Origin of the sequence: Salibaculum halophilum (genome assembly GCF_002094885.1) — a bacterium.
Classification (GTDB): Bacteria; Pseudomonadota; Alphaproteobacteria; order Rhodobacterales; family Rhodobacteraceae; genus Salibaculum; species Salibaculum halophilum.
Window position 1 is genome coordinate 140,290 of the sequence record NZ_MSIT01000002.1, and the last position, 17,310, is coordinate 157,599.

The 17,310-nt window shown below is 67.6% G+C and carries 17 protein-coding genes; 12 read left to right on the forward strand and 5 right to left on the reverse strand.

All coding sequences use genetic code 11. The features are described from left to right. Positions 1-91 precede the first annotated feature (91 nt). Genes queG through BU124_RS02155 form a run of 3 tightly spaced genes read left to right on the forward strand, consistent with a single transcriptional unit; the run spans position 92 to position 3,271 of the window. Positions 92-1,126 (forward strand): tRNA epoxyqueuosine(34) reductase QueG, encoded by a 1,035-nt coding sequence (queG, locus tag BU124_RS02145; RefSeq protein ID WP_084860940.1) that lies wholly within the window; start codon positions 92-94, stop codon positions 1,124-1,126. Next, complete coding sequence (locus BU124_RS02150; RefSeq protein ID WP_084860807.1) at positions 1,123-2,289, forward strand: PQQ-dependent sugar dehydrogenase; 1,167 nt, start codon at positions 1,123-1,125, stop codon at positions 2,287-2,289. The genes queG and BU124_RS02150 overlap by 4 nt, the downstream gene beginning before the upstream one ends. Positions 2,290-2,338: 49 nt before the next feature. Then, positions 2,339-3,271 carry a DMT family transporter gene (locus tag BU124_RS02155; protein ID WP_084860808.1) on the forward strand — a complete coding sequence of 311 codons (933 nt, stop codon included), beginning with the start codon at positions 2,339-2,341 and terminating at the stop codon, positions 3,269-3,271. 333 nt (positions 3,272-3,604) lie between these two features. Here BU124_RS02155 and BU124_RS02160 read toward each other — a convergent pair whose 3' ends face one another. Both BU124_RS02160 and BU124_RS02165 read right to left on the reverse strand, forming a co-directional pair. Beyond that, positions 3,605-4,465 carry an SH3 domain-containing protein gene (locus BU124_RS02160; protein ID WP_143529860.1) on the reverse strand — a complete coding sequence of 287 codons (861 nt, stop codon included), beginning with the start codon at positions 4,463-4,465 and terminating at the stop codon, positions 3,605-3,607. Positions 4,466-4,858: 393 nt separating this feature from the next. Beyond that, positions 4,859-5,728, reverse strand: coding sequence for a branched-chain amino acid aminotransferase (locus tag BU124_RS02165; protein ID WP_084860810.1), 870 nt, complete (start codon positions 5,726-5,728; stop codon positions 4,859-4,861). Positions 5,729-5,878: 150 nt separating this feature from the next. Between BU124_RS02165 and BU124_RS02170 the strand changes: the two genes are divergently transcribed. From BU124_RS02170 to dxs, 6 genes are all read left to right on the forward strand, one after another. Further along, entirely contained in the window at positions 5,879-6,379 is a 501-nt protein-coding gene (locus BU124_RS02170) for a MarR family winged helix-turn-helix transcriptional regulator (RefSeq protein WP_245831585.1), read from the forward strand. A gap of 4 nt (positions 6,380-6,383) precedes the next feature. Further along, entirely contained in the window at positions 6,384-7,094 is a 711-nt protein-coding gene (locus tag BU124_RS02175; protein ID WP_084860941.1) for a response regulator, read from the forward strand. A gap of 174 nt (positions 7,095-7,268) precedes the next feature. Continuing rightward, a complete protein-coding gene (locus BU124_RS02180; RefSeq protein ID WP_084860812.1) occupies positions 7,269-8,195 on the forward strand; it encodes a histone deacetylase family protein in 927 nt (308 codons plus the stop codon). Continuing rightward, the gene (locus BU124_RS02185) at positions 8,192-8,434 is read left to right on the forward strand and encodes an exodeoxyribonuclease VII small subunit (RefSeq protein WP_084860813.1); all 243 of its coding nucleotides are present in this window, start codon (positions 8,192-8,194) and stop codon (positions 8,432-8,434) included. The genes BU124_RS02180 and BU124_RS02185 overlap by 4 nt, the downstream gene beginning before the upstream one ends. A gap of 3 nt (positions 8,435-8,437) precedes the next feature. Next, positions 8,438-9,295 (forward strand): polyprenyl synthetase family protein, encoded by an 858-nt coding sequence (locus BU124_RS02190; RefSeq protein WP_425442440.1) that lies wholly within the window; start codon positions 8,438-8,440, stop codon positions 9,293-9,295. After that, the gene (gene dxs / locus BU124_RS02195) at positions 9,295-11,208 is read left to right on the forward strand and encodes a 1-deoxy-D-xylulose-5-phosphate synthase (RefSeq protein WP_084860814.1); all 1,914 of its coding nucleotides are present in this window, start codon (positions 9,295-9,297) and stop codon (positions 11,206-11,208) included. The genes BU124_RS02190 and dxs overlap by 1 nt, the downstream gene beginning before the upstream one ends. Before the next feature lie 125 nt (positions 11,209-11,333). Here dxs and BU124_RS02200 read toward each other — a convergent pair whose 3' ends face one another. Both BU124_RS02200 and BU124_RS02205 read right to left on the reverse strand, forming a co-directional pair. Further along, on the reverse strand, positions 11,334-12,107 hold the full coding sequence (locus BU124_RS02200; protein WP_084860815.1) for an ion transporter: 774 nt from the start codon (positions 12,105-12,107) through the stop codon (positions 11,334-11,336). Positions 12,108-12,135: 28 nt separating this feature from the next. After that, positions 12,136-12,990, reverse strand: coding sequence for an SDR family oxidoreductase (locus BU124_RS02205; protein ID WP_084860816.1), 855 nt, complete (start codon positions 12,988-12,990; stop codon positions 12,136-12,138). A gap of 236 nt (positions 12,991-13,226) precedes the next feature. Here BU124_RS02205 and BU124_RS02210 point away from each other — a divergent pair, with 236 nt between their 5' ends. The 3 genes from BU124_RS02210 to BU124_RS02220 all read left to right on the forward strand — a co-directional run bounded on the left by BU124_RS02210 (position 13,227) and on the right by BU124_RS02220 (position 16,153). Next, on the forward strand, positions 13,227-14,705 hold the full coding sequence (locus BU124_RS02210; RefSeq protein WP_084860817.1) for an AMP nucleosidase: 1,479 nt from the start codon (positions 13,227-13,229) through the stop codon (positions 14,703-14,705). Positions 14,706-14,835: 130 nt separating this feature from the next. Next, entirely contained in the window at positions 14,836-15,123 is a 288-nt protein-coding gene (locus BU124_RS02215; RefSeq protein ID WP_084860818.1) for an HU family DNA-binding protein, read from the forward strand. Positions 15,124-15,250: 127 nt separating this feature from the next. Then, positions 15,251-16,153 (forward strand): DMT family transporter, encoded by a 903-nt coding sequence (locus tag BU124_RS02220; protein WP_084860819.1) that lies wholly within the window; start codon positions 15,251-15,253, stop codon positions 16,151-16,153. Here BU124_RS02220 and aroC read toward each other — a convergent pair. Further along, on the reverse strand, positions 16,150-17,253 hold the full coding sequence (gene aroC / locus BU124_RS02225) for a chorismate synthase (RefSeq protein WP_084860820.1): 1,104 nt from the start codon (positions 17,251-17,253) through the stop codon (positions 16,150-16,152). The two genes, BU124_RS02220 and aroC, sit on opposite strands and share 4 nt — an antisense overlap. Positions 17,254-17,310: the final 57 nt, after the last annotated feature.

The window sequence follows — 17,310 nt, forward strand, 5'->3', positions numbered from 1 at the left end:
CGCCTTCGGCGTCGACCCGGGCGAGGGGCGCTGCCCCTCGCGCTCCCCGGGATATTTCGGGCCAGAAGATGCAGGGGGCGGTGTGTCGGATCTGAAGGCGCGGCTCGTGGACAAGGCCCTGGCCGAGGGCTTCGCCAGTGTGGGCGTGTGCCGCCCGGATGCCGTTCCCGAGATCGCCGAAAGGCTGAAGCGTTTCGTTGCCGAGGGCCGGCACGGGCAGATGGGCTGGATGGCCGAGCGCATGGGCTGGCGGGGGGACCCGTCGGCGTTGTGGCCCTCGGCGCGATCGGTGGTGATGCTGGCCGAGCCCTATACCCCCGACCACGATCCGCTGGCGGTGCTGGAGCAGCGCGACCGGGCGGCGGTCTCCGTCTATGCCCAGAACCGTGACTACCACGACATCGTCAAGAAGCGGCTCAAGCGGGTCGGGCGCTGGCTGGTTGCGCAGGAAGACTGCGAGATCAAGGTTTTCGTGGATACGGCCCCGGTGATGGAAAAACCGCTTGCGCAGGCGGCGGGCCTGGGCTGGCAGGGCAAGCATACCAACCTGCTGAGCCGTGACCTGGGCAACTGGTTCTTTCTGGGCGCGCTCTTCACCACGGCCGATCTCGAGCCGGATGCGCCGGGGCGGGAAAACTGCGGCTCCTGCACCGCCTGCCTGGACATCTGCCCGACCGACGCCTTTCCCGCGCCGTTCCAACTGGATGCGCGGCGCTGCATTTCCTACCTGACGATCGAGCACGCCGGCCCGGTGGACGCCGAATTGCGCCCGCTGATGGGCAACCGCATCTATGGCTGCGACGATTGCCTGGCGATCTGCCCCTGGAACAAGTTCGCCCAGACGGCCACCGAGATGCGCTATGCCGGGCGCGCGGACCTGCATGCGCCGCGGCTGGGCGAGCTGGCGCGATTGGACGACGCGGAATTCCGTGCCATGTTCTCGGGTAGCCCCGTCAAGCGGATCGGCCGGAACCGGTTCGTGCGCAATGTCGCCTACGCGATCGGCAATTCGGGCGATCCGGCGTTGGTGCCGGTGGCGCAGGGGCTGTGCGATGACGCCGATGCGACGGTCGCGGATGCGGCGCGCTGGGCGGTCGGGCGATTGAGGGACGGGAGGACCGAATGAAACGACTGGCCATGATCGTGGCGCTGCTGGCAACGCCGCTTGCCGCGCAGGTGGAGCAGGGGCGCCCCAACGCCGACTTCGAGCCGGCCTTTCCGGCGCAGACGCGCGCCCCGGCGCTGGAGAGCACGCAAGTTCAGGCCGGGTGGCTGGTGCGCGGCCTAGAGCATCCCTGGGGCATCGCCGTCTTGCCCGGCGGCCGGTTTCTGGTCACCGAGCGGCCGGGGCGGATGCGGCTGGTCGGGTCCGATGGGGTCTCGGCCCCGATCAGCGGCTTGCCGGATGTCGATGCACGCCGGCAGGGCGGGTTGCTGGACGTCGCCGTTCGCGACGACTTTGCGCAGACGCGCCGTGTCTGGTGGACCTATGCAAAGCGGGTGACGGGCGGCACCGTAACTGCCGCCGCGACCGGTACGCTGAGCGCCGATGGCCCCCGCATGGAGCAGGTGCGCGATATCTTCGTGCAACAGCCGCCCTCGCGGAACCCGATGCACTATGGCAGCCGCATCGTTTTCGGCCCCGACGGCTTGGCGCATATCACCACCGGAGAGCATTTCGGCCGCGCCGACCGGCAGTTGGCCCAGGATCTTGAAACCACCTACGGCAAGGTCGTGCGCGTGACGCCCGAGGGCGAGGTGCCCCCCGACAATCCCTTCGTCGGGCGCGAGGGACTGGATACCATCTGGTCCCATGGTCATCGCAACATGCAGGGCGCGGCGATCGGGCCGCGGGGGCGGCTCTGGACGATCGAGCACGGCCCGGCCGGCGGGGACGAGTTGAACCGCCCCATGCCCGGGCGCAACTACGGCTGGCCGGTAATCTCCTACGGGGTGAACTACAACGGCTCCGACGTCGGCTCGGGCGCGGCCGTGCGCGAGGGGATGGAGCAGCCGGTTTACTACTGGGACCCGGTGATCGCGCCGGGCGGCATCGCGTTTCACAACGGCCGCGGTGGGTTCGACTGGGATGGCGATCTGCTGATCGGGTCGCTCAATCCCGGCGGGCTGGTGCGGCTGCGCTTTGCCCAGGGCCGCGTTGCAGGCGAAGAGCGCCTGTTGCGCGACATCGGGCGGGTCCGCGATGTCGAGGTGCTGGAGGACGGCACCGTTCTGCTGCTTATCGACGCGGATGACGGCGGCATCCTGCGGGTGCGTCCGGCGGACTGACCCGCGCGCTTGGGTGGCCATTTCGCGGCACCGGGCGTAGACACGCCCCATGTTCGCCGCCACGCCCGCCACCAGCCCCGTCCGGGGTATTTTCCTGATGATATCCGCGGTGACGGTCTTTACCGTGATGTCCGCCTTCATCAAGGCCGCACCGGGTGTGCCGGCAGGCGAGGCGATGTTCTTCCGCTCGGTCCTGGCGATGCCGATCATCCTGACGTGGCTGATCTGGCGCGGCGACTGGCCGCGGGGTATCCGCACCCGCAGCATCCGCAATCACGCGGTGCGCGGTCTGGTCGGGTCGGCGGCCATGGGGCTGGGCTTTGCCGGCCTGAAATACCTGCCCCTGCCCGAGGTCACGGCGATCCGTTTCGCCACGCCGGTGATCCTCGTGGTGCTGGCCGCGCTGATGCTGGGCGAACGCTTGCGGCTGATCCGCATCGGCGCCGTGGCGCTGGGCCTGGCGGGGGTTCTGATCATCATCTGGCCGCGGCTGAGCTTCGGGCTGGACACGACCGAGGCGCTGGGCGCGCTGATGGTGCTGGGCTCTGCCTGCCTGGCCGCGCTGGCGCAGGTCTTCGTCAAGGGCATGAGCGGGACCGAGACGACGGCGGCCATCGTCTTCTGGTTTTCGCTGACCTCGACGGGCGCCTCGCTTCTGACCCTGCCGTTCGGCTGGGTCTGGCCCGATCCGGCCGAGGCGGCATTCCTGATCGGCGCGGGTCTTGTGGGCGGTCTGGGCCAGATCCTGCTGACCGCGTCCTACCGGCTGGCCGATGCGGGGGTGGTCGCGCCCTTCACCTATGTCTCGATGTTGTGGTCAGTGGTGATCGGCTACGTCTGGTTCGACGAGGTGCCGACGGGGCCGATGATGGCGGGCGCGGCCCTTGTGATCCTGGCTGGCATCGTCATCGTCCTGCGCGAACGGCAGTTGGGCAACGAGCACACCGCCCGCCGCAAGGTCAGCGCTAAGGGGTTGCAATAATGGTCCCGAGGCCTAACGCTCATAGTCCACACGCCAATAGTTGAGTGGAACGTGTCGCGGTCATTCGCATTCCCCCGTCACACTCTAACTTCTTGATTACGCATGTTTGAGGCGCGCGAAATCGGTTCGCACTTTTGCGCGACTTGCTATTACTTGGTCCGCATAAACGTCGGAGGGCGGCTTTGGCGCAGAGGCTGGCGGGTTCCAGAATGGAAGGTCATCAGATCGCGGCGTAATTTCGCGCCTGTACGATAATCGGCCGCACCCCAAGAGGAAATGTGGACGTCAAAGGGTCACATTAGCCGAGCACTGCCGCCGATCGCGCTGCCAACCTTACGGAATCCTCCATCCACCATGGTCAATACGCATGATGCGCACCGGCGCGCCGTGCTGCGCAGGATCCGCGCGAAGGTTGAAAATCACAGTTTCCGGCTGCCCGAAGTTCGAGAACTCCGCCCGCACCGTGATCATGCCGCGAAACATTGGGCGGTGCGGGTCAGGGGTGACGCGGAAATCGCTGATATCGGTATCTTGAGCATCGTAAAGCGGATTGGCCTGCCATGTTCTCTGAGACAGGTCGTATGCGATGTCCGCCATGAAGAAATCCGTCGCACGCGACGCGCCCAACGGATCAAGAGCGTCACCACGCATGGCCTGTTTATGGTGAGCATAAAGACGCTCTACGAGAAGAACCGCGTCGGCGGTCATCCTGTCAGTGTTTCGGTCCTGCTCAGCCGGCTCCTGCGCCTCCTGCAAGAATCGAGCCGCGGCCCAGCCGTGAGTCTGCCCGTCGCTCACGAGGCACCACCGCGGCGGCAGATCGAGTAAATTGCGTTCAGCGTTCGACAACATGACTCCCTGGCGTTCGGACATGAACGGCACGCAGGTGGTCAGTGCCAGTCCTGTGGCTCGCGCTGGAAAAGACCCGATGATGGCGTAGTCGCTGCCCGGCCCCATACGCACGTTTAACCAGTCATCACCGGCAACCCCGGTCACCTGCCAAGCATCCGGGCCGTGCCCGTCGAACTGCGCCGTCGCCTGAACCGGTGCACCTGCAGCAGAAAGTGACAGCAAGATGGTAGCGGATATTGATTTCAACCTGCCGAGCACGGAATGGTCCTTCCTTTCCGGCATTCCCCAAGTGGCCTGCGTCGTGGCGAAATGATCGCCGGACGAGGCCGAGCGGTCAAGCACTCCCTATCTCCGGACCGCGCTTGGCATCGTGCAGCCCGACCTTGTTGTCGCGGAACGGCCTGCGCGACTGCCGCGTCCAGTTGAAGGCGTGCAATCGGACCCCGTAAATGGTAACCTAACGGAATGAAACCGGAGAGGAGGACCATATGACCCGTCATATCTTGGACCGTCCGCAACCCCGTGACGACACGTCCCGGGCCAAGGCATTCCTGAAAATTCAGAGGAATGTTCACCCCAACGCCGCAACGCGGCAGCTTCAGCGCGAACGCCGCGGGCATGGTGTCGGGCGACTCAGGCAGTTCCTGCGCATCGAACGGGGGCGCTCGGCCTGACCCCGGCCCCCGGCACCCCCGGCGCTGATCCCGGGGGTGTCACGCGCCGCGCCTGCCTGACCTAGCCGCGCACGCGTGTCTCGTAGGCCTCGACCATCTCCCGGGCAAGTGTGCCGACCTCGAAGCGATAGTCGCCTATCTGGCCGACGGGCGTGACCTCGGCCGCCGTGCCGGTCAGCCAGCATTGCTCGAACCCTTCCAGCTCCTCGGGCATGATGGCCCGCTCGTGCACGGGGATATTTCTTTCTTGCAGCATGTCGATCACGGTCTGACGGGTCAGCCCGTTGAGGAAGACATCCGCCTTGGGTGTATGCACCTCGCCGTCCTTGACGAAGAAGATGTTGGCCCCGGTGCATTCGGCGACATAGCCGCGGTAATCCATGAACAGTGCGTCCGAACAGCCCTTGGCCTCGGCCGCATGCTTGGAGGTGGTGCAGATCATGTATAGCCCGGCCGCCTTTGCGTGCACCGGGATGGTTTCCGGGCTGGGGCGCTTCCACTTGGCGATGTCGAGCTTGGCCCCCTTGAACTTGGCGTCACCGTAATAGGCCCCCCATTCCCAGGCGGCGATGGCGAGCCGGACAGGGTTGCGCGCCGAGGCGACGCCCATGTCCTCGCCCGCGCCGCGCCAGGCAACCGCCCGGACATAGGCATCGGACAGACCGTTGGCGGCGAGCACCGAGGCCTTGGCCGCCTCGATCTCGTCGACCGAGTAGGGGATTTGGAAGTCAAGCTCGCCGGCCGAGAAGTGCAGCCGCTCCGAGTGGTCGCGACTGCGGAAGATGGTGCCGCCGTAGGCGCGCTCGCCTTCGAACACCGACGAGGCATAGTGCAACGCGTGGGTCATCACGTGCACCTGGGCCGCGCGCCAGTCCACCAGCTGGCCGTCCAGCCAGATTTTCCCGTCGCGATCGTCGTAGGACCCTGTCATCGCACTCTCCTCCAGGATTTGCATTTGTTGCGCAGGTTAAGTCCGAACCGGACATAATATTTCGCAAAATCCTAGATTCGATACTGATCACGTCTTGGAATGTCAACAACACTGACGTATTGTTACGGCAAGCGTGAAGAGGAGGCAGACGTGGCGGAGGGACCCGAGGGCGGACAGGCGCTTTTGTTCCTGACCGACGACCAGCTGCGCAAGGGGATCGAGGCGATGTTCTTCGCCTATCGCGGCTTCACCGCCGATCCCGACCGCATACTGGCGGAAATGGCTTATGGCCGTGCCCATCACCGGGCAGTTCACTTCATCGGGCGCCGGCCGGGGACGACGGTGAACAACCTGTTGTCGATCCTCGGGGTCACCAAGCAATCCCTCAACCGCGTGTTGCGCACCTTGATCAAGGATGGCCTTGTCACCAGCGAGATCGGGCGGTCCGACAAGCGCGAGCGCAACCTCTACCTCACCGACGCGGGCCGGGCGCTGGAACAGCGCCTGTCGGATGCCCAGCGCGACCGGATGCGCGCGGCCTATCGTGCCGCGGGCCCAGAAGCGGTGGCCGGGTTCCGCCAGGTGTTGGAGGCGATGATGGACGAGGACCTGCATCACCACTATCGCGAGATGAAGGATGTGAAGGTGTGAGATGATGGTGGAGAAACCGGGGGACAGCCCGCACCTGCTGGTGGTGGATGACGACGAACGCATCCGGGCGCTGTTGCAGAAATTCCTGGCGCGGAACGATTTCCTGGTTACCACGGCGCGCGATGCCGATCACGCGCGGCGCATCCTGTCCGGGCTGGATTTCGACCTGATCGTTCTGGACGTGATGCTGCCCGGTGACGACGGGATCACCTTGTGCGGCGAGCTGCGCGCGCACCAAACCACGCCGATCCTGCTGCTGACCGCGCGGGCCGGGACCGAGGATCGGATCTCGGGGCTGGAGGCCGGGGCGGACGATTACCTGCCCAAGCCGTTCGAGCCCAAGGAGCTGCTGCTGCGAATCAACTCGATCCTGCGGCGCATGCCCGCGGCCGAGCCCGGCGCGGGGGTGCCCAAGGTGCTGCACATGGGGCCGCTGCGCTATGACATCGCGCGGGGCGAGATGTGGCGCGGGGCCGAGCTGGTGCGGCTGACGGCCACCGAGAGCCAGCTGTTGCAGATCTTTTCGGACCAGCCGGGTGCGCCGGTCAGCCGGGCCGACCTGGTCGCGCGGTTGGGGCGCAGCGGCGGCCAGGCGCAGGAACGGGCGGTGGACGTGCAGATCACCCGGCTGCGCCGCAAGCTGGAGGACGACCCCAAGCAGCCGCGCTATCTGCAGACCGTGCGCGGGGCCGGCTACATGCTGGCCCCGGACTGAAGCGGGCGGCTGGTAAGATGTGACGGCTGCGGCGTCGCAGGTTTTCGGGGACATCTGCACCGGGCGGGTTAGCGGGCCAGGCCGGGTGCGGGCGGCGACCGTCGCGTCTTGAGTTTATTTGCCAAGATGAAGGGCGGTCTTGTGCCGCGCCGCCGGATGCGGTTTCTAAGGGGCATGACAACGGCCCTGATTACCCACGACGATGTCCTCGGCCATGCGACGCCACCGGGCCACCCCGAGCAGGTGGCGCGGATGGATGCCGTTCTCGGCGCGCTCGAGGGCATGGACCTGCGCCGGGTCAAGGCCCCCATGGCCGCCGAGGCCGACCTGTTGCGGGTGCACCCCCGGGCCCACCTCGACCGGGTCGCCGGGGCGGTGCCCGAGGCCGGCACGCGGGCGCTGGACGCGGACACGCATGTTTCCCCGGGGTCGCTCGCGGCGGCGTGGCGGGCGGCGGGCGCGGTGATCCGCGGCGTGGACATGGTGCTGGCGGGTGAGGCGGGCAACGCCTTCGCCGCGGTGCGCCCGCCCGGCCATCACGCCGAAACCGAGACGCCCATGGGGTTCTGCCTGTTCGGCAGTGTCGCCGCGGCCGCAAAACACGCGCTCGACCATCATGGCCTGTCGCGCGTGGCGGTGGTGGATTTCGACGTGCATCACGGCAACGGCACGCAGGATCTGCTGTGGGACGAGGCGCGCGCACTGGTAATATCATCGCACCAGATGCCGCTCTGGCCGGGGACGGGACGGCCGGACGAGACCGGCGCCTTCGACACTGTCGTGAACCGGCCCCTGCCGCCCGACAGTGATGGCGCGGAGATGCGGCGGGTCTATGAGGCCGAGATATTCCCCCGTTTGCGGGATTTCGCGCCACAGTTGATCCTGGTCTCGGCGGGGTTCGACGCGCACCGGGCCGATCCGCTGGCGCAGTTGAACTGGGACGAGGCCGATTTTGCCTGGCTGATCGGGAAGATTTGCGAGATCGCGCGCGAGACATGCGGCGGGCGTGTGGTCTCGGCGCTGGAGGGCGGGTATGATCTGGAGGCCCTGGGCGCCAGCGTGGCCGCCCATGTTACTGCCCTGATGGAGAATGCCCGATGAGTGACCGCCCCGTTGCCGAGATGAGTTTCGAAGAGGCCCTGCGCGAGTTGGAGGAGGTCGTGGGCAAGCTGGAGCGCGGCGAGGTGCCGCTGGACGAGAGCATTGCCCTTTACGAGCGCGGCGCCGAGCTGCGCAAGCGTTGCGAGGCCAAGCTCAAGGAGGCCGAGGAGAAGGTCGCCAAGTTGACGCTGGATGGCGATGGCACCCCGACCGGCACCGAACCGCTGGACGCGGGCTGAGCCTTGGCGTTGCAGGCGGCGGTCGAGCGCGCGCGTTTCGCGGCCGAGGCGCGCATCGCCGCCGAGCTTGGCGGTGTGGACCTGCCCGTGGCGCGGGCGATGCTTTATGCCGTGCGGGGTGGCAAGGGGCTGCGGGCCTTCCTTGTGGCCGAGAGTGCGCGCCTGCACGGGATCGCTGATGCCATCGCCGCGGCCGCGGCGATCGAGTGCATCCACGGCTATTCGCTGGTCCATGACGATATGCCCTGCATGGACGACGACGCGCTGCGGCGCGGCCAGCCGACGGTGCATGCGGCTTGGGACGAGGTCACGGCGGTGCTGGCGGGCGACGCGCTGCAATCACTGGGCTTCGAACTGGTGGCGCAGGCCGAGGGGGAAGCGGCCGATGTCCTGACCCTGTCGCGCGGGCTGGCCCGCGCCGCCGGGGTGCACGGCATGGTTGGCGGCCAGGCGATGGATCTTGCCGCCGAAGACGCGCCAGTGCCCCTGACGCTCGCGCAGGTCGAAACGCTGCAGGCGGGCAAGACCGGGGCGCTGATCCAGTGGTCGGCGACGGCCGGGGCGGTTCTGGCCGGGGCGGAGACCGCGCCGCTGGGGCGCTACGGGGCGGCGCTGGGCCGCGCCTTCCAGATCTGGGACGACGTTCTGGATGTCGAGGGCGATGCCGCGACCCTGGGCAAGGCCATTGGCAAGGACGAGTCCGCGGGCAAGGCGACCTACGTGTCACTGCTGGGGCTGGAAGCGGCCAAGCGCCGCGCGGCCGACCTGGTGACAGAGGCTTGCGATGCCCTATCTGTCTATGGTGAAGACGCGGAGATGATGCGGGACTTGGCCCGCTACGTGATCGCGCGGAAGAAGTGATGAGCCAGCCACCCGAAACCCCGTTGTTGGACAAGGTGCGTATCCCGGCGGACCTGAGGGGGCTGTCGGACGCGCAATTGCGGCAACTGGCCGACGAATTGAGGCGCGAGACGATTTCGGCGGTCAGCGAGACCGGCGGGCACCTCGGCGCGGGGCTGGGCGTGGTGGAGCTGACCGTAGCGCTGCACGCGGTCTTCGACACGCCGCGCGACAAGATCGTCTGGGACGTCAGTCACCAGACCTATCCGCACAAGATTCTGACCGGGCGGCGCGACCGTATCCGCACCCTGCGCCAGAAGGACGGCCTGTCGGGCTTCACCAAGCGGTCCGAAAGCCCCTACGACCCCTTCGGCGCGGCCCATTCCAGCACCTCGATCAGCGCGGCGCTGGGCTTTTCCGTCGCCCGCGATCTTGGCGGCGAAGGGGGTGACGCCGTTGCCGTGATCGGTGACGGCGCCATGAGCGCGGGCATGGCCTTCGAGGCGATGAACAACGCCGGCCACCTTGGCAAGCGGCTGATCGTCATCCTCAACGACAACGAGATGTCCATCGCCCCGCCGGTCGGGGCCATGTCGTCCTACCTGTCGCAGCTTTACGCGGGCGCGCCGTTCCAGGACCTCAAGGCGGCGGCCAAGGGGGCGGTGTCGTTCCTGCCGCCGCCCCTGCAAGAGGGCGCGCGCCGGGCCCGGGACGCGCTCAAGCACATGACAGTCGGCGGCACGTTGTTCGAGGCGCTGGGCTTTTCCTACGTCGGCCCGATCGACGGGCACGACCTTGACCAGGTGCTTGCCGTGCTGCGCACGGTGCACGCGCGCGCGACAGGGCCGGTCCTGATCCATGCCATCACGCAGAAGGGCAAGGGCTACGCCCCGGCCGAGGGCGCCAAGGATCGGGGCCACGCCACCGCCAAGTTCGACATGGTCACGGGCGAGCAGAAGAAGGCCCCCTCCAACGCGCCGAGCTATACCAGCGTGTTTTCCGAGGCGCTGATCAAGCAGGCCGACGCGGACGACAGGATCGTCGCGGTGACGGCGGCGATGCCCGACGGCACCGGGCTGGCGCGCTTCATGGATCGCTATGCCAGCCGGTGCTTTGACGTGGGCATTGCCGAACAACACGCCGTGACCTTCAGCGCGGCCATGGCGGCGGGGGGGATGAAACCCTTCTGCGCGATCTACTCGACCTTCCTGCAGCGCGGATACGACCAGGTGGTGCATGACGTCGCCATCCAGCGGTTGCCTGTGCGCTTCGCCATCGACCGCGCCGGGCTCGTGGGGGCCGACGGGGCGACGCATGCCGGGTCCTTCGATATCGGATACCTCTCGGCCCTGCCGGGCTTCACCGTGATGGCGGCCGCCGACGAGGCCGAGCTGGTGCGCATGGTCGCCACGGCGGCGGCGCATGACGATGGCCCCATCGCCTTTCGCTTTCCGCGCGGCGAGGGCGTGGGTGTGGAGATTCCGGCCGAGGCCGCGCCACTGGAGATCGGCAAGGGCCGGATCGTGCAGCAGGGTCAGGGTGTGGCGATCCTGTCGTTCGGCACGCGGCTGGCCGAGGTTGAAAAGGCCTGCGAGGCGCTGCGCGGCAAGGGGATCACCCCCACGGTGGCCGACGCCCGGTTCGCCAAGCCGCTGGATCGCGAGATGATCCTGTCGCTGGCGGCGGATCACGATGCCCTGATCACGATCGAGGAGGGCGCCATCGGCGGTTTCGGTAGCCATGTCGCGCAGTTGCTGGCCGAGGACGGCGTGTTCGACCGGGGGCTGAAATACCGCTCCATGGTGCTGCCCGACATCTTCATCGATCAGGCCAGCCCGCGCGACATGTACGACGTGGCCGGGATGAACGCTGCGCATATTGAGGCCAAGGTGCTGGACGTGCTGGGCGTCGGGGTCATGGACAAGCGGGCGTGATCCAGCGGGGCGGCTGCGCCGCGCAGGTTTTTCGGGGATATCTGCGGCGCAACGCATCAAGCCCGCGGCCGCGCCAGCCCTGACCCCGGGGCCATGAGTTTATTTGCCAAGATGAAGGGGCGCGGTCAGCGCCGGTCGTCCAGCCGCTTCTCGATCGCCTCCAACCGTCTGAGCACCTCGTCGCGGTAGCTGTCGGTGGCGGCGTCGGCCTCTTCGTGGTGGGCGTCCTGCATGGAGTTGACGATCAGGCCGACAAGCAGGTTCACCACGGCGAAGGTGGTCAGCAGGATGAAGGGCACGAAAAAGACCCAGGCCTGGGGGTAAACCTCCATCACCGGGCGGACGATGCCCATGGACCAGCTTTCCAGCGTCATGATCTGGAACAGCGTGTAGGCCGACTGGCCCAGCGAGCCGAACCATTCGGGGAAGGTATCGCCGAAGAGCTTGGTCGAGATCACCGCGCCGATGTAGAAGATCATCGCCATCAGCATGAAGACGCTGCCCATGCCCGGCAGGGCGGTGACGAACCCCTCGACGACGCGGCGCAGGCGCGGAGCGGCCGAGATGACGCGCAGCACCCGCAGGATGCGCAGCGCGCGCAGCACCGACAGGGTCTGCGCCGCCGGGATCAGGGCGATGGCCACGATGGTGAAATCGAACAGGTTCCAGCCCGAGGCGAAGAACCGCAGCCGGTGGGCAAAGAGCTTGGCCCCGATCTCGGCCACGAAGACGGCAAGGCAGGCGCGGTCGAGCGCGTAGATCACCGGCCCCCAGCGCGCCATGACCGCGTCGGAAGTTTCCAGGCCGAGCACGATCGCGTTGAAGACGATCACGCCGATGATGACGTTGCGCACCAGCGGCCGGTCCATGAAACGGGCGGTTCTGTGTCTGAGGGTCATCACGCGCAATCCTGCAAATCTGTCGCGGTCACTCGGCGGCCTCGTCGGCCAGCAGGGCGCGCAGGCCGCTGCGGTAATCGGGGTGGCGCAGGGTCACGCCCAGCTCGGTCTTGATGCGGGCGTTGCTGACCTTCTTGGATTCGGCGTAAAAGCTGCGCGCCATGGCCGACATCTCGGCGGTGTCGAAGTCCACCGCGGGGGGCTCGGGGCGGCCCAGCAGCCGGGCGGCGAAGGACAGCACGTCCTGCGGCGGGGCCGGGTCGTCGTCGCAGACGTTGTAGACCGCGCCGGGGTCGGGCCGGGCGATCGAGGCGTCGAGCACCTGCGCGATATCCTCGACATGGATGCGCGAAAAGACCTGGCCGGGCTTGATGATGCGCCGCGCCGTGCCCTGGCGGACCTTCTCGAAGGGGCCGCGGCCGGGGCCGTAGATGCCGGCCAGGCGGAAGATGTGCAGCGGCAGGCCCTGGTCGGCCCAGGCGGCCTCGGCGGCGACGCGGCGTTCGCCGCGGGCCGTGCCGGGGGTCAGCGGCGTGCTCTCGTCCACCCAGGCGCCGCCGTGATCGCCGTAAACGCCGGTGGTGGACAGGTAGCCGACCCAGGTGAACTGCCCGGCGCGGGTGCGCAAGGCATCGCCCATCAGGGCCAGCGTCGGGTCACCATCCTCGGTCGGCCCGGCCGAGATCAGCAGGTGCGTCGCTCCGTCGAGCGCGGCATCGATCGCGTCGCGCGCCCAGGGCAGCGGGGTGACCCCTTCGGCGCGTAACGCCGCGGCCCGGTCGGGGTTGCGCGTGGTCCCGGCGATGTCCCAGCCGCGCGGCACCAGCCGCTGCGCCAGTGCGCGGGCCGAATAGCCGTGTCCGAAGGAAATGAGCCACGTCATGGCCCCTAGTTGGGGCAGGCGCGTCGGACTGGCAAGAGGCGCGTCCGCTTTCCCGTCGGGCGCTGTCCGACCCCGGGTCCGGGTGACGAAAAGGACGGCGAAACGCCCGGATCAACGGCTTGCGGCCGGCGGCAATGTGGTGTCAGTGTCAGCGTTGATTGATCCGCCACACGACAGGCACCGCTTTTGCAAGGGGCAGGCGGTGCTTTTTGATAGCCGCCAAGGGGAGAGCCGCGATGATCCCGTCCGACGCAGACCTGCCTGTCCGCACGCCCGAGGTGCCGGGAGCCGAGACTTTCTCGGACGCGGCCGGCGCCGTGGCGCGGCTGCGCGAGCTCTACGACATCGCGGTGGATTTCCTGACCCGGTCGTTCAACGAGAACGTGGTGGGAGAGCGGCCCGACACGCGGTTTCGCGCCTTTTATCCCGAGTTGCGCCTGACCACGACGACCTTTGCCCACAACGACACGCGCCTGTCCTTCGGGCACGTGGCCGAGCCGGGCACCTATTCCACCACGATCACCCGGCCGGACCTGTTCGAGGGCTACCTGACCCAGCAGATCGACCTGCTGATACAGAACCATGATCAGCCGGTGACGGTGGGGGTCTCGACCACCGCCATGCCGGTGCATTTCGCCGTGCGCGGCGAGATCAATGTGCCCCAGGACGGGGCGATCCGCTATGCCCTGCGCGATGTCTTCGACGTGCCGGACCTGGCCCAGATGAATGATGACATCGTCAACGGGATCGGCTTTCGCTACCCCGACGGCTCGGCCCCGCTCGCGCCCTTCACCGCGCCGCGGATCGACTATTCACTGGCCCGCCTGCAGCATTACACCGCCACCGCGCCCGAGCATTTCCAGAACCACGTGATGTTCACCAACTACCAGTTCTACGTGCAGGAGTTCGAGGCCTTCGCCCGCGCCATGCTGGCCGATCCCGACAGCGGCTATACCGGTTTCGTCGCGCCGGGCTGTGACGAGATCACCGACCCGCAGGCGCCGCTGCCCATGCCCGAGAAGCTGCCGCAGATGCCGACCTATCACCTGAAACGGCCGGGCAACGCCGGGATCACGCTGGTCAACATCGGGGTGGGGCCGTCGAACGCCAAGACCGCGACCGACCATATCGCCGTGCTGCGCCCCCATGCCTGGCTGATGGTCGGCCACTGCGCGGGGCTTCGCAATTCCCAGCGGCTGGGGGATTTCGTCCTGGCGCACGGCTATCTGCGCGAGGACAAGGTGCTCGACGACGACCTGCCCGTCTGGGTGCCGATCCCGGCGCTGGCCGAGATCCAGATCGCCCTGGAAACGGCGGTGGCCGGGGAAACCGCGCTGGAGGGCTACGAGCTCAAGCGGCTGATGCGGACCGGCACGGTCGCCTCGCTCGACAACCGCAACTGGGAGCTTCGCGAACATACCGGCCCGGTGCAGCGGTTATCGCAATCGCGCGCCATCGCGCTGGACATGGAAAGCGCGACCATCGCCGCCAACGGGTTCCGGTTCCGGGTGCCCTACGGCACGCTGCTGTGTGTCAGTGACAAGCCGCTGCACGGGGAACTCAAGCTGCCGGGCATGGCGAGCGATTTCTACAAGACGCAGGTGGCGCGGCACCTGATGATCGGAATCCGGGCGATGGAACACCTGCGCGAGATGCCGCTGGAGCGTATCCACAGCCGGAAACTGCGCTCGTTCGAGGAGACAGCCTTCCTCTGATCGGCAAAAATGCCAACAAAATAGGGTTTTTTTGCGCCCCGATTTACACTAGGCGTTGTGGGCACACACAAGATGCCGTTTAATAGCGGCAGAATAGCCCCAAAAATCGGGCAGAGCGAGGAGACGACACATGGCAAAACCCCTGACCAAGACGCAGCTGGTCGCAGCACTGGCCGAGGAAATGGGCACCGACAAGAAATCCGCCGGCGCGGCGCTGGACGCGATGAGCGAGGTCATCACCCGAGAGGTGTCCGGCGGCGGGGCCGTCACCCTTCCCGGCGTCGGCAAGATCTACTGCCGCGAGCGCCCCGAGCGCATGGTCCGCAACCCGGCCACCGGCGAGCAGATCAAGAAGGACGCCGACAAGGTGGTCAAGATGACCATCGCAAAGGCGCTCAAGGACAGCGTGAATTCCTGATCCCTGACCGGATCGGCGGAACGGGGCCGCCCGCCGGGGCGGCCCTTTTTCGTGCCGGGCGCCCTTTCCAAGGGGGGCGGTTCGTGGTCCCCTAGCGCGGCCTCCACGATAAGGACATCCAGACGCCATGAAGACCGAGGTCGACATCAGGGCCATCGCGTTAGGCCTTGCCTTCGCGGTGATGTGGGCCTCGGCCTTCACCTCGGCGCGGGTGATCGTGCAATATGCCGCGCCGCTTCACGCGCTGGCGATCCGGTTCCTGATCTCGGGACTGATCGGCGTGGCCCTGGCGCGGATGATGGGCCAGAGCTGGCACCTGACCCGGCGCCAGTGGATGGCCACCATCGTTTTCGGGGTGTGCCAGAACGCGCTCTACCTCGGGCTGAATTTCGTGGCGATGCAGACGGTCGAGGCCTCGCTCGCGGCGATCATCGCCTCGACCATGCCGCTCATCGTGGCCATCGCGGGCTGGGCCGTCTTCCGCGAAAAGCTGCCCGTGCCGGGCGTCATGGGGCTGCTGGCGGGCATCGCCGGGGTGGCGATCATCATGGGCACGCGCGTGCAGGGCGGGGCCGACCTTTACGGGATCGCGCTGTGCGCGGTTGCCGTGCTGTCGCTGGCCGTGGCGACGATGTCCGTGCGCGGGGCCTCGTCGGGCGGGAATTTCCTGATGATCGTGGGCTTGCAGATGCTGGTGGGCAGCGCGCTGCTCTGGGTCGCGGCGCTGTCGCTTGAAACCTTCCGCGTCACCTGGACATGGCAACTGGGGGTGGCGTTCGGCTATACCGTGATCGTGCCGGGCCTGATGGCGACTCTGGTCTGGTTCGTTCTGGTCAACCGTATCGGCGCGGTGCGCGCGGCGGTGTTCCACTTTCTGACACCTTTCTTCGGGGTGTTGACCGCCTGGGCGCTGCTGGGCGAGCCGCTGGGCCGGGGCGACTTGATCGGCGTGGCGATCATCACCGTCGGCATCCTCGCCGTGCAACTGTCCAGGCAGAAACCGGCACGCCCGGCCAAGCAGGCCGCTTAGCCGATCCGGCCCCGGTCGCCGCCGGTCTGGCCCCGGTCCAGCAGGATGTGATCGAGGAGCACCGCGGCCATCATCGCCTCGCCCACGGGCACGGCGCGGATGCCGACGCAGGGGTCGTGGCGGCCCTTGGTGACGACTTCGGTCGCGCTGCCGTCGGTGCGGATGGACCGGCGCGGCGACAGGATCGAACTGGTCGGTTTCACGGCAAAGCGCAGCACGATGTCCTGCCCGGTGCTGATTCCGCCGAGGATGCCGCCGGCGTGGTTGCTGGAGTATTCGGGGCCGGTGTCGCCCATGAAAATCTCGTCGGCGTTGTCGCGGCCGGTCAGGGCGGCGGCGGCCAGTCCCTCGCCGATCTCGACGCCCTTGACGGCGTTGATGCTCATCATCGCGGCGGCCAGGTCGGCGTCCAGCTTGCCGTAAATCGGCGCGCCGATCCCGGCGGGCACGCCGCGCGCCACGACCTCGATCATCGCGCCGACGGAATTGTGGTCGTCCTTGCGCAGCCAGTCTAGGTAGTCGGTCCATTCGGGCACGGCCCCAGGGTCGGGGCACCAGAAGTCGTTGTCGTCGATGGTGGCCCAGTCGAAGCGGGCGCGGTCGATGGTCTTTTCGCCCATCTGCACCATGTAGCCCCGGATCTGCACGCCCGGTGCCAACTGTTCGATCACTGCGCGCGCGACGCCGCCGGCGGCCACGCGGGCGGCGGTTTCCCGGGCCGAACTGCGCCCGCCGCCGCGATAGTCGCGCAGCCCGTATTTCTGGTGATAGGTGATGTCGGCATGGCCGGGCCGGAAGGTCCGCGCGATCTCGCCATAGTCCTTCGAGCGCTGGTCGGTGTTGCGGATCATCAGCTGGATCGGGGTGCCGGTCGTGGTGTCCTCGAACACGCCCGAGAGGATTTCGACCGCGTCGGGCTCGTTGCGCTGGGTCGTCATCTTGTTCTGGCCGGGGCGGCGCCGGTCCAGCCAGTGCTGCAGCGCCGTCGCCGTCAGCGGCACGCCCGGCGGGCATCCGTCCACCGTCGCCCCCAGCGCGGGGCCGTGGCTTTCGCCCCAGGTGGTGACGCGGAACAGGTGACCGTAGGTGTTCAGGCTCATGGCGGGCGCTCCCTTGACCCGCCCCGTCTAGCCGCCCGCCCCGGCCTTGCCAAGCCC

Bases quoted from the DNA above. Each gene is read 5' to 3' on its own strand.
- BU124_RS02150 (WP_084860807.1), top strand. From the start codon at position 1,123: ATGAAACGACTGGCCATGATCGTGGCGCTGCTGGCAACGCCGCTTGCC.
- BU124_RS02155 (WP_084860808.1), top strand. From the start codon at position 2,339: ATGTTCGCCGCCACGCCCGCCACCAGCCCCGTCCGGGGTATTTTCCTG.
- BU124_RS02165 (WP_084860810.1), bottom strand. From the start codon at position 5,728: ATGACAGGGTCCTACGACGATCGCGACGGGAAAATCTGGCTGGACGGC.
- BU124_RS02175 (WP_084860941.1), top strand. From the start codon at position 6,384: ATGGTGGAGAAACCGGGGGACAGCCCGCACCTGCTGGTGGTGGATGAC.
- BU124_RS02180 (WP_084860812.1), top strand. From the start codon at position 7,269: ATGACAACGGCCCTGATTACCCACGACGATGTCCTCGGCCATGCGACG.
- BU124_RS02185 (WP_084860813.1), top strand. From the start codon at position 8,192: ATGAGTGACCGCCCCGTTGCCGAGATGAGTTTCGAAGAGGCCCTGCGC.
- dxs (WP_084860814.1), top strand. From the start codon at position 9,295: ATGAGCCAGCCACCCGAAACCCCGTTGTTGGACAAGGTGCGTATCCCG.
- BU124_RS02200 (WP_084860815.1), bottom strand. From the start codon at position 12,107: ATGACCCTCAGACACAGAACCGCCCGTTTCATGGACCGGCCGCTGGTG.
- BU124_RS02205 (WP_084860816.1), bottom strand. From the start codon at position 12,990: ATGACGTGGCTCATTTCCTTCGGACACGGCTATTCGGCCCGCGCACTG.
- BU124_RS02210 (WP_084860817.1), top strand. From the start codon at position 13,227: ATGATCCCGTCCGACGCAGACCTGCCTGTCCGCACGCCCGAGGTGCCG.
- BU124_RS02215 (WP_084860818.1), top strand. From the start codon at position 14,836: ATGGCAAAACCCCTGACCAAGACGCAGCTGGTCGCAGCACTGGCCGAG.
- BU124_RS02220 (WP_084860819.1), top strand. From the start codon at position 15,251: ATGAAGACCGAGGTCGACATCAGGGCCATCGCGTTAGGCCTTGCCTTC.
- aroC (WP_084860820.1), bottom strand. From the start codon at position 17,253: ATGAGCCTGAACACCTACGGTCACCTGTTCCGCGTCACCACCTGGGGC.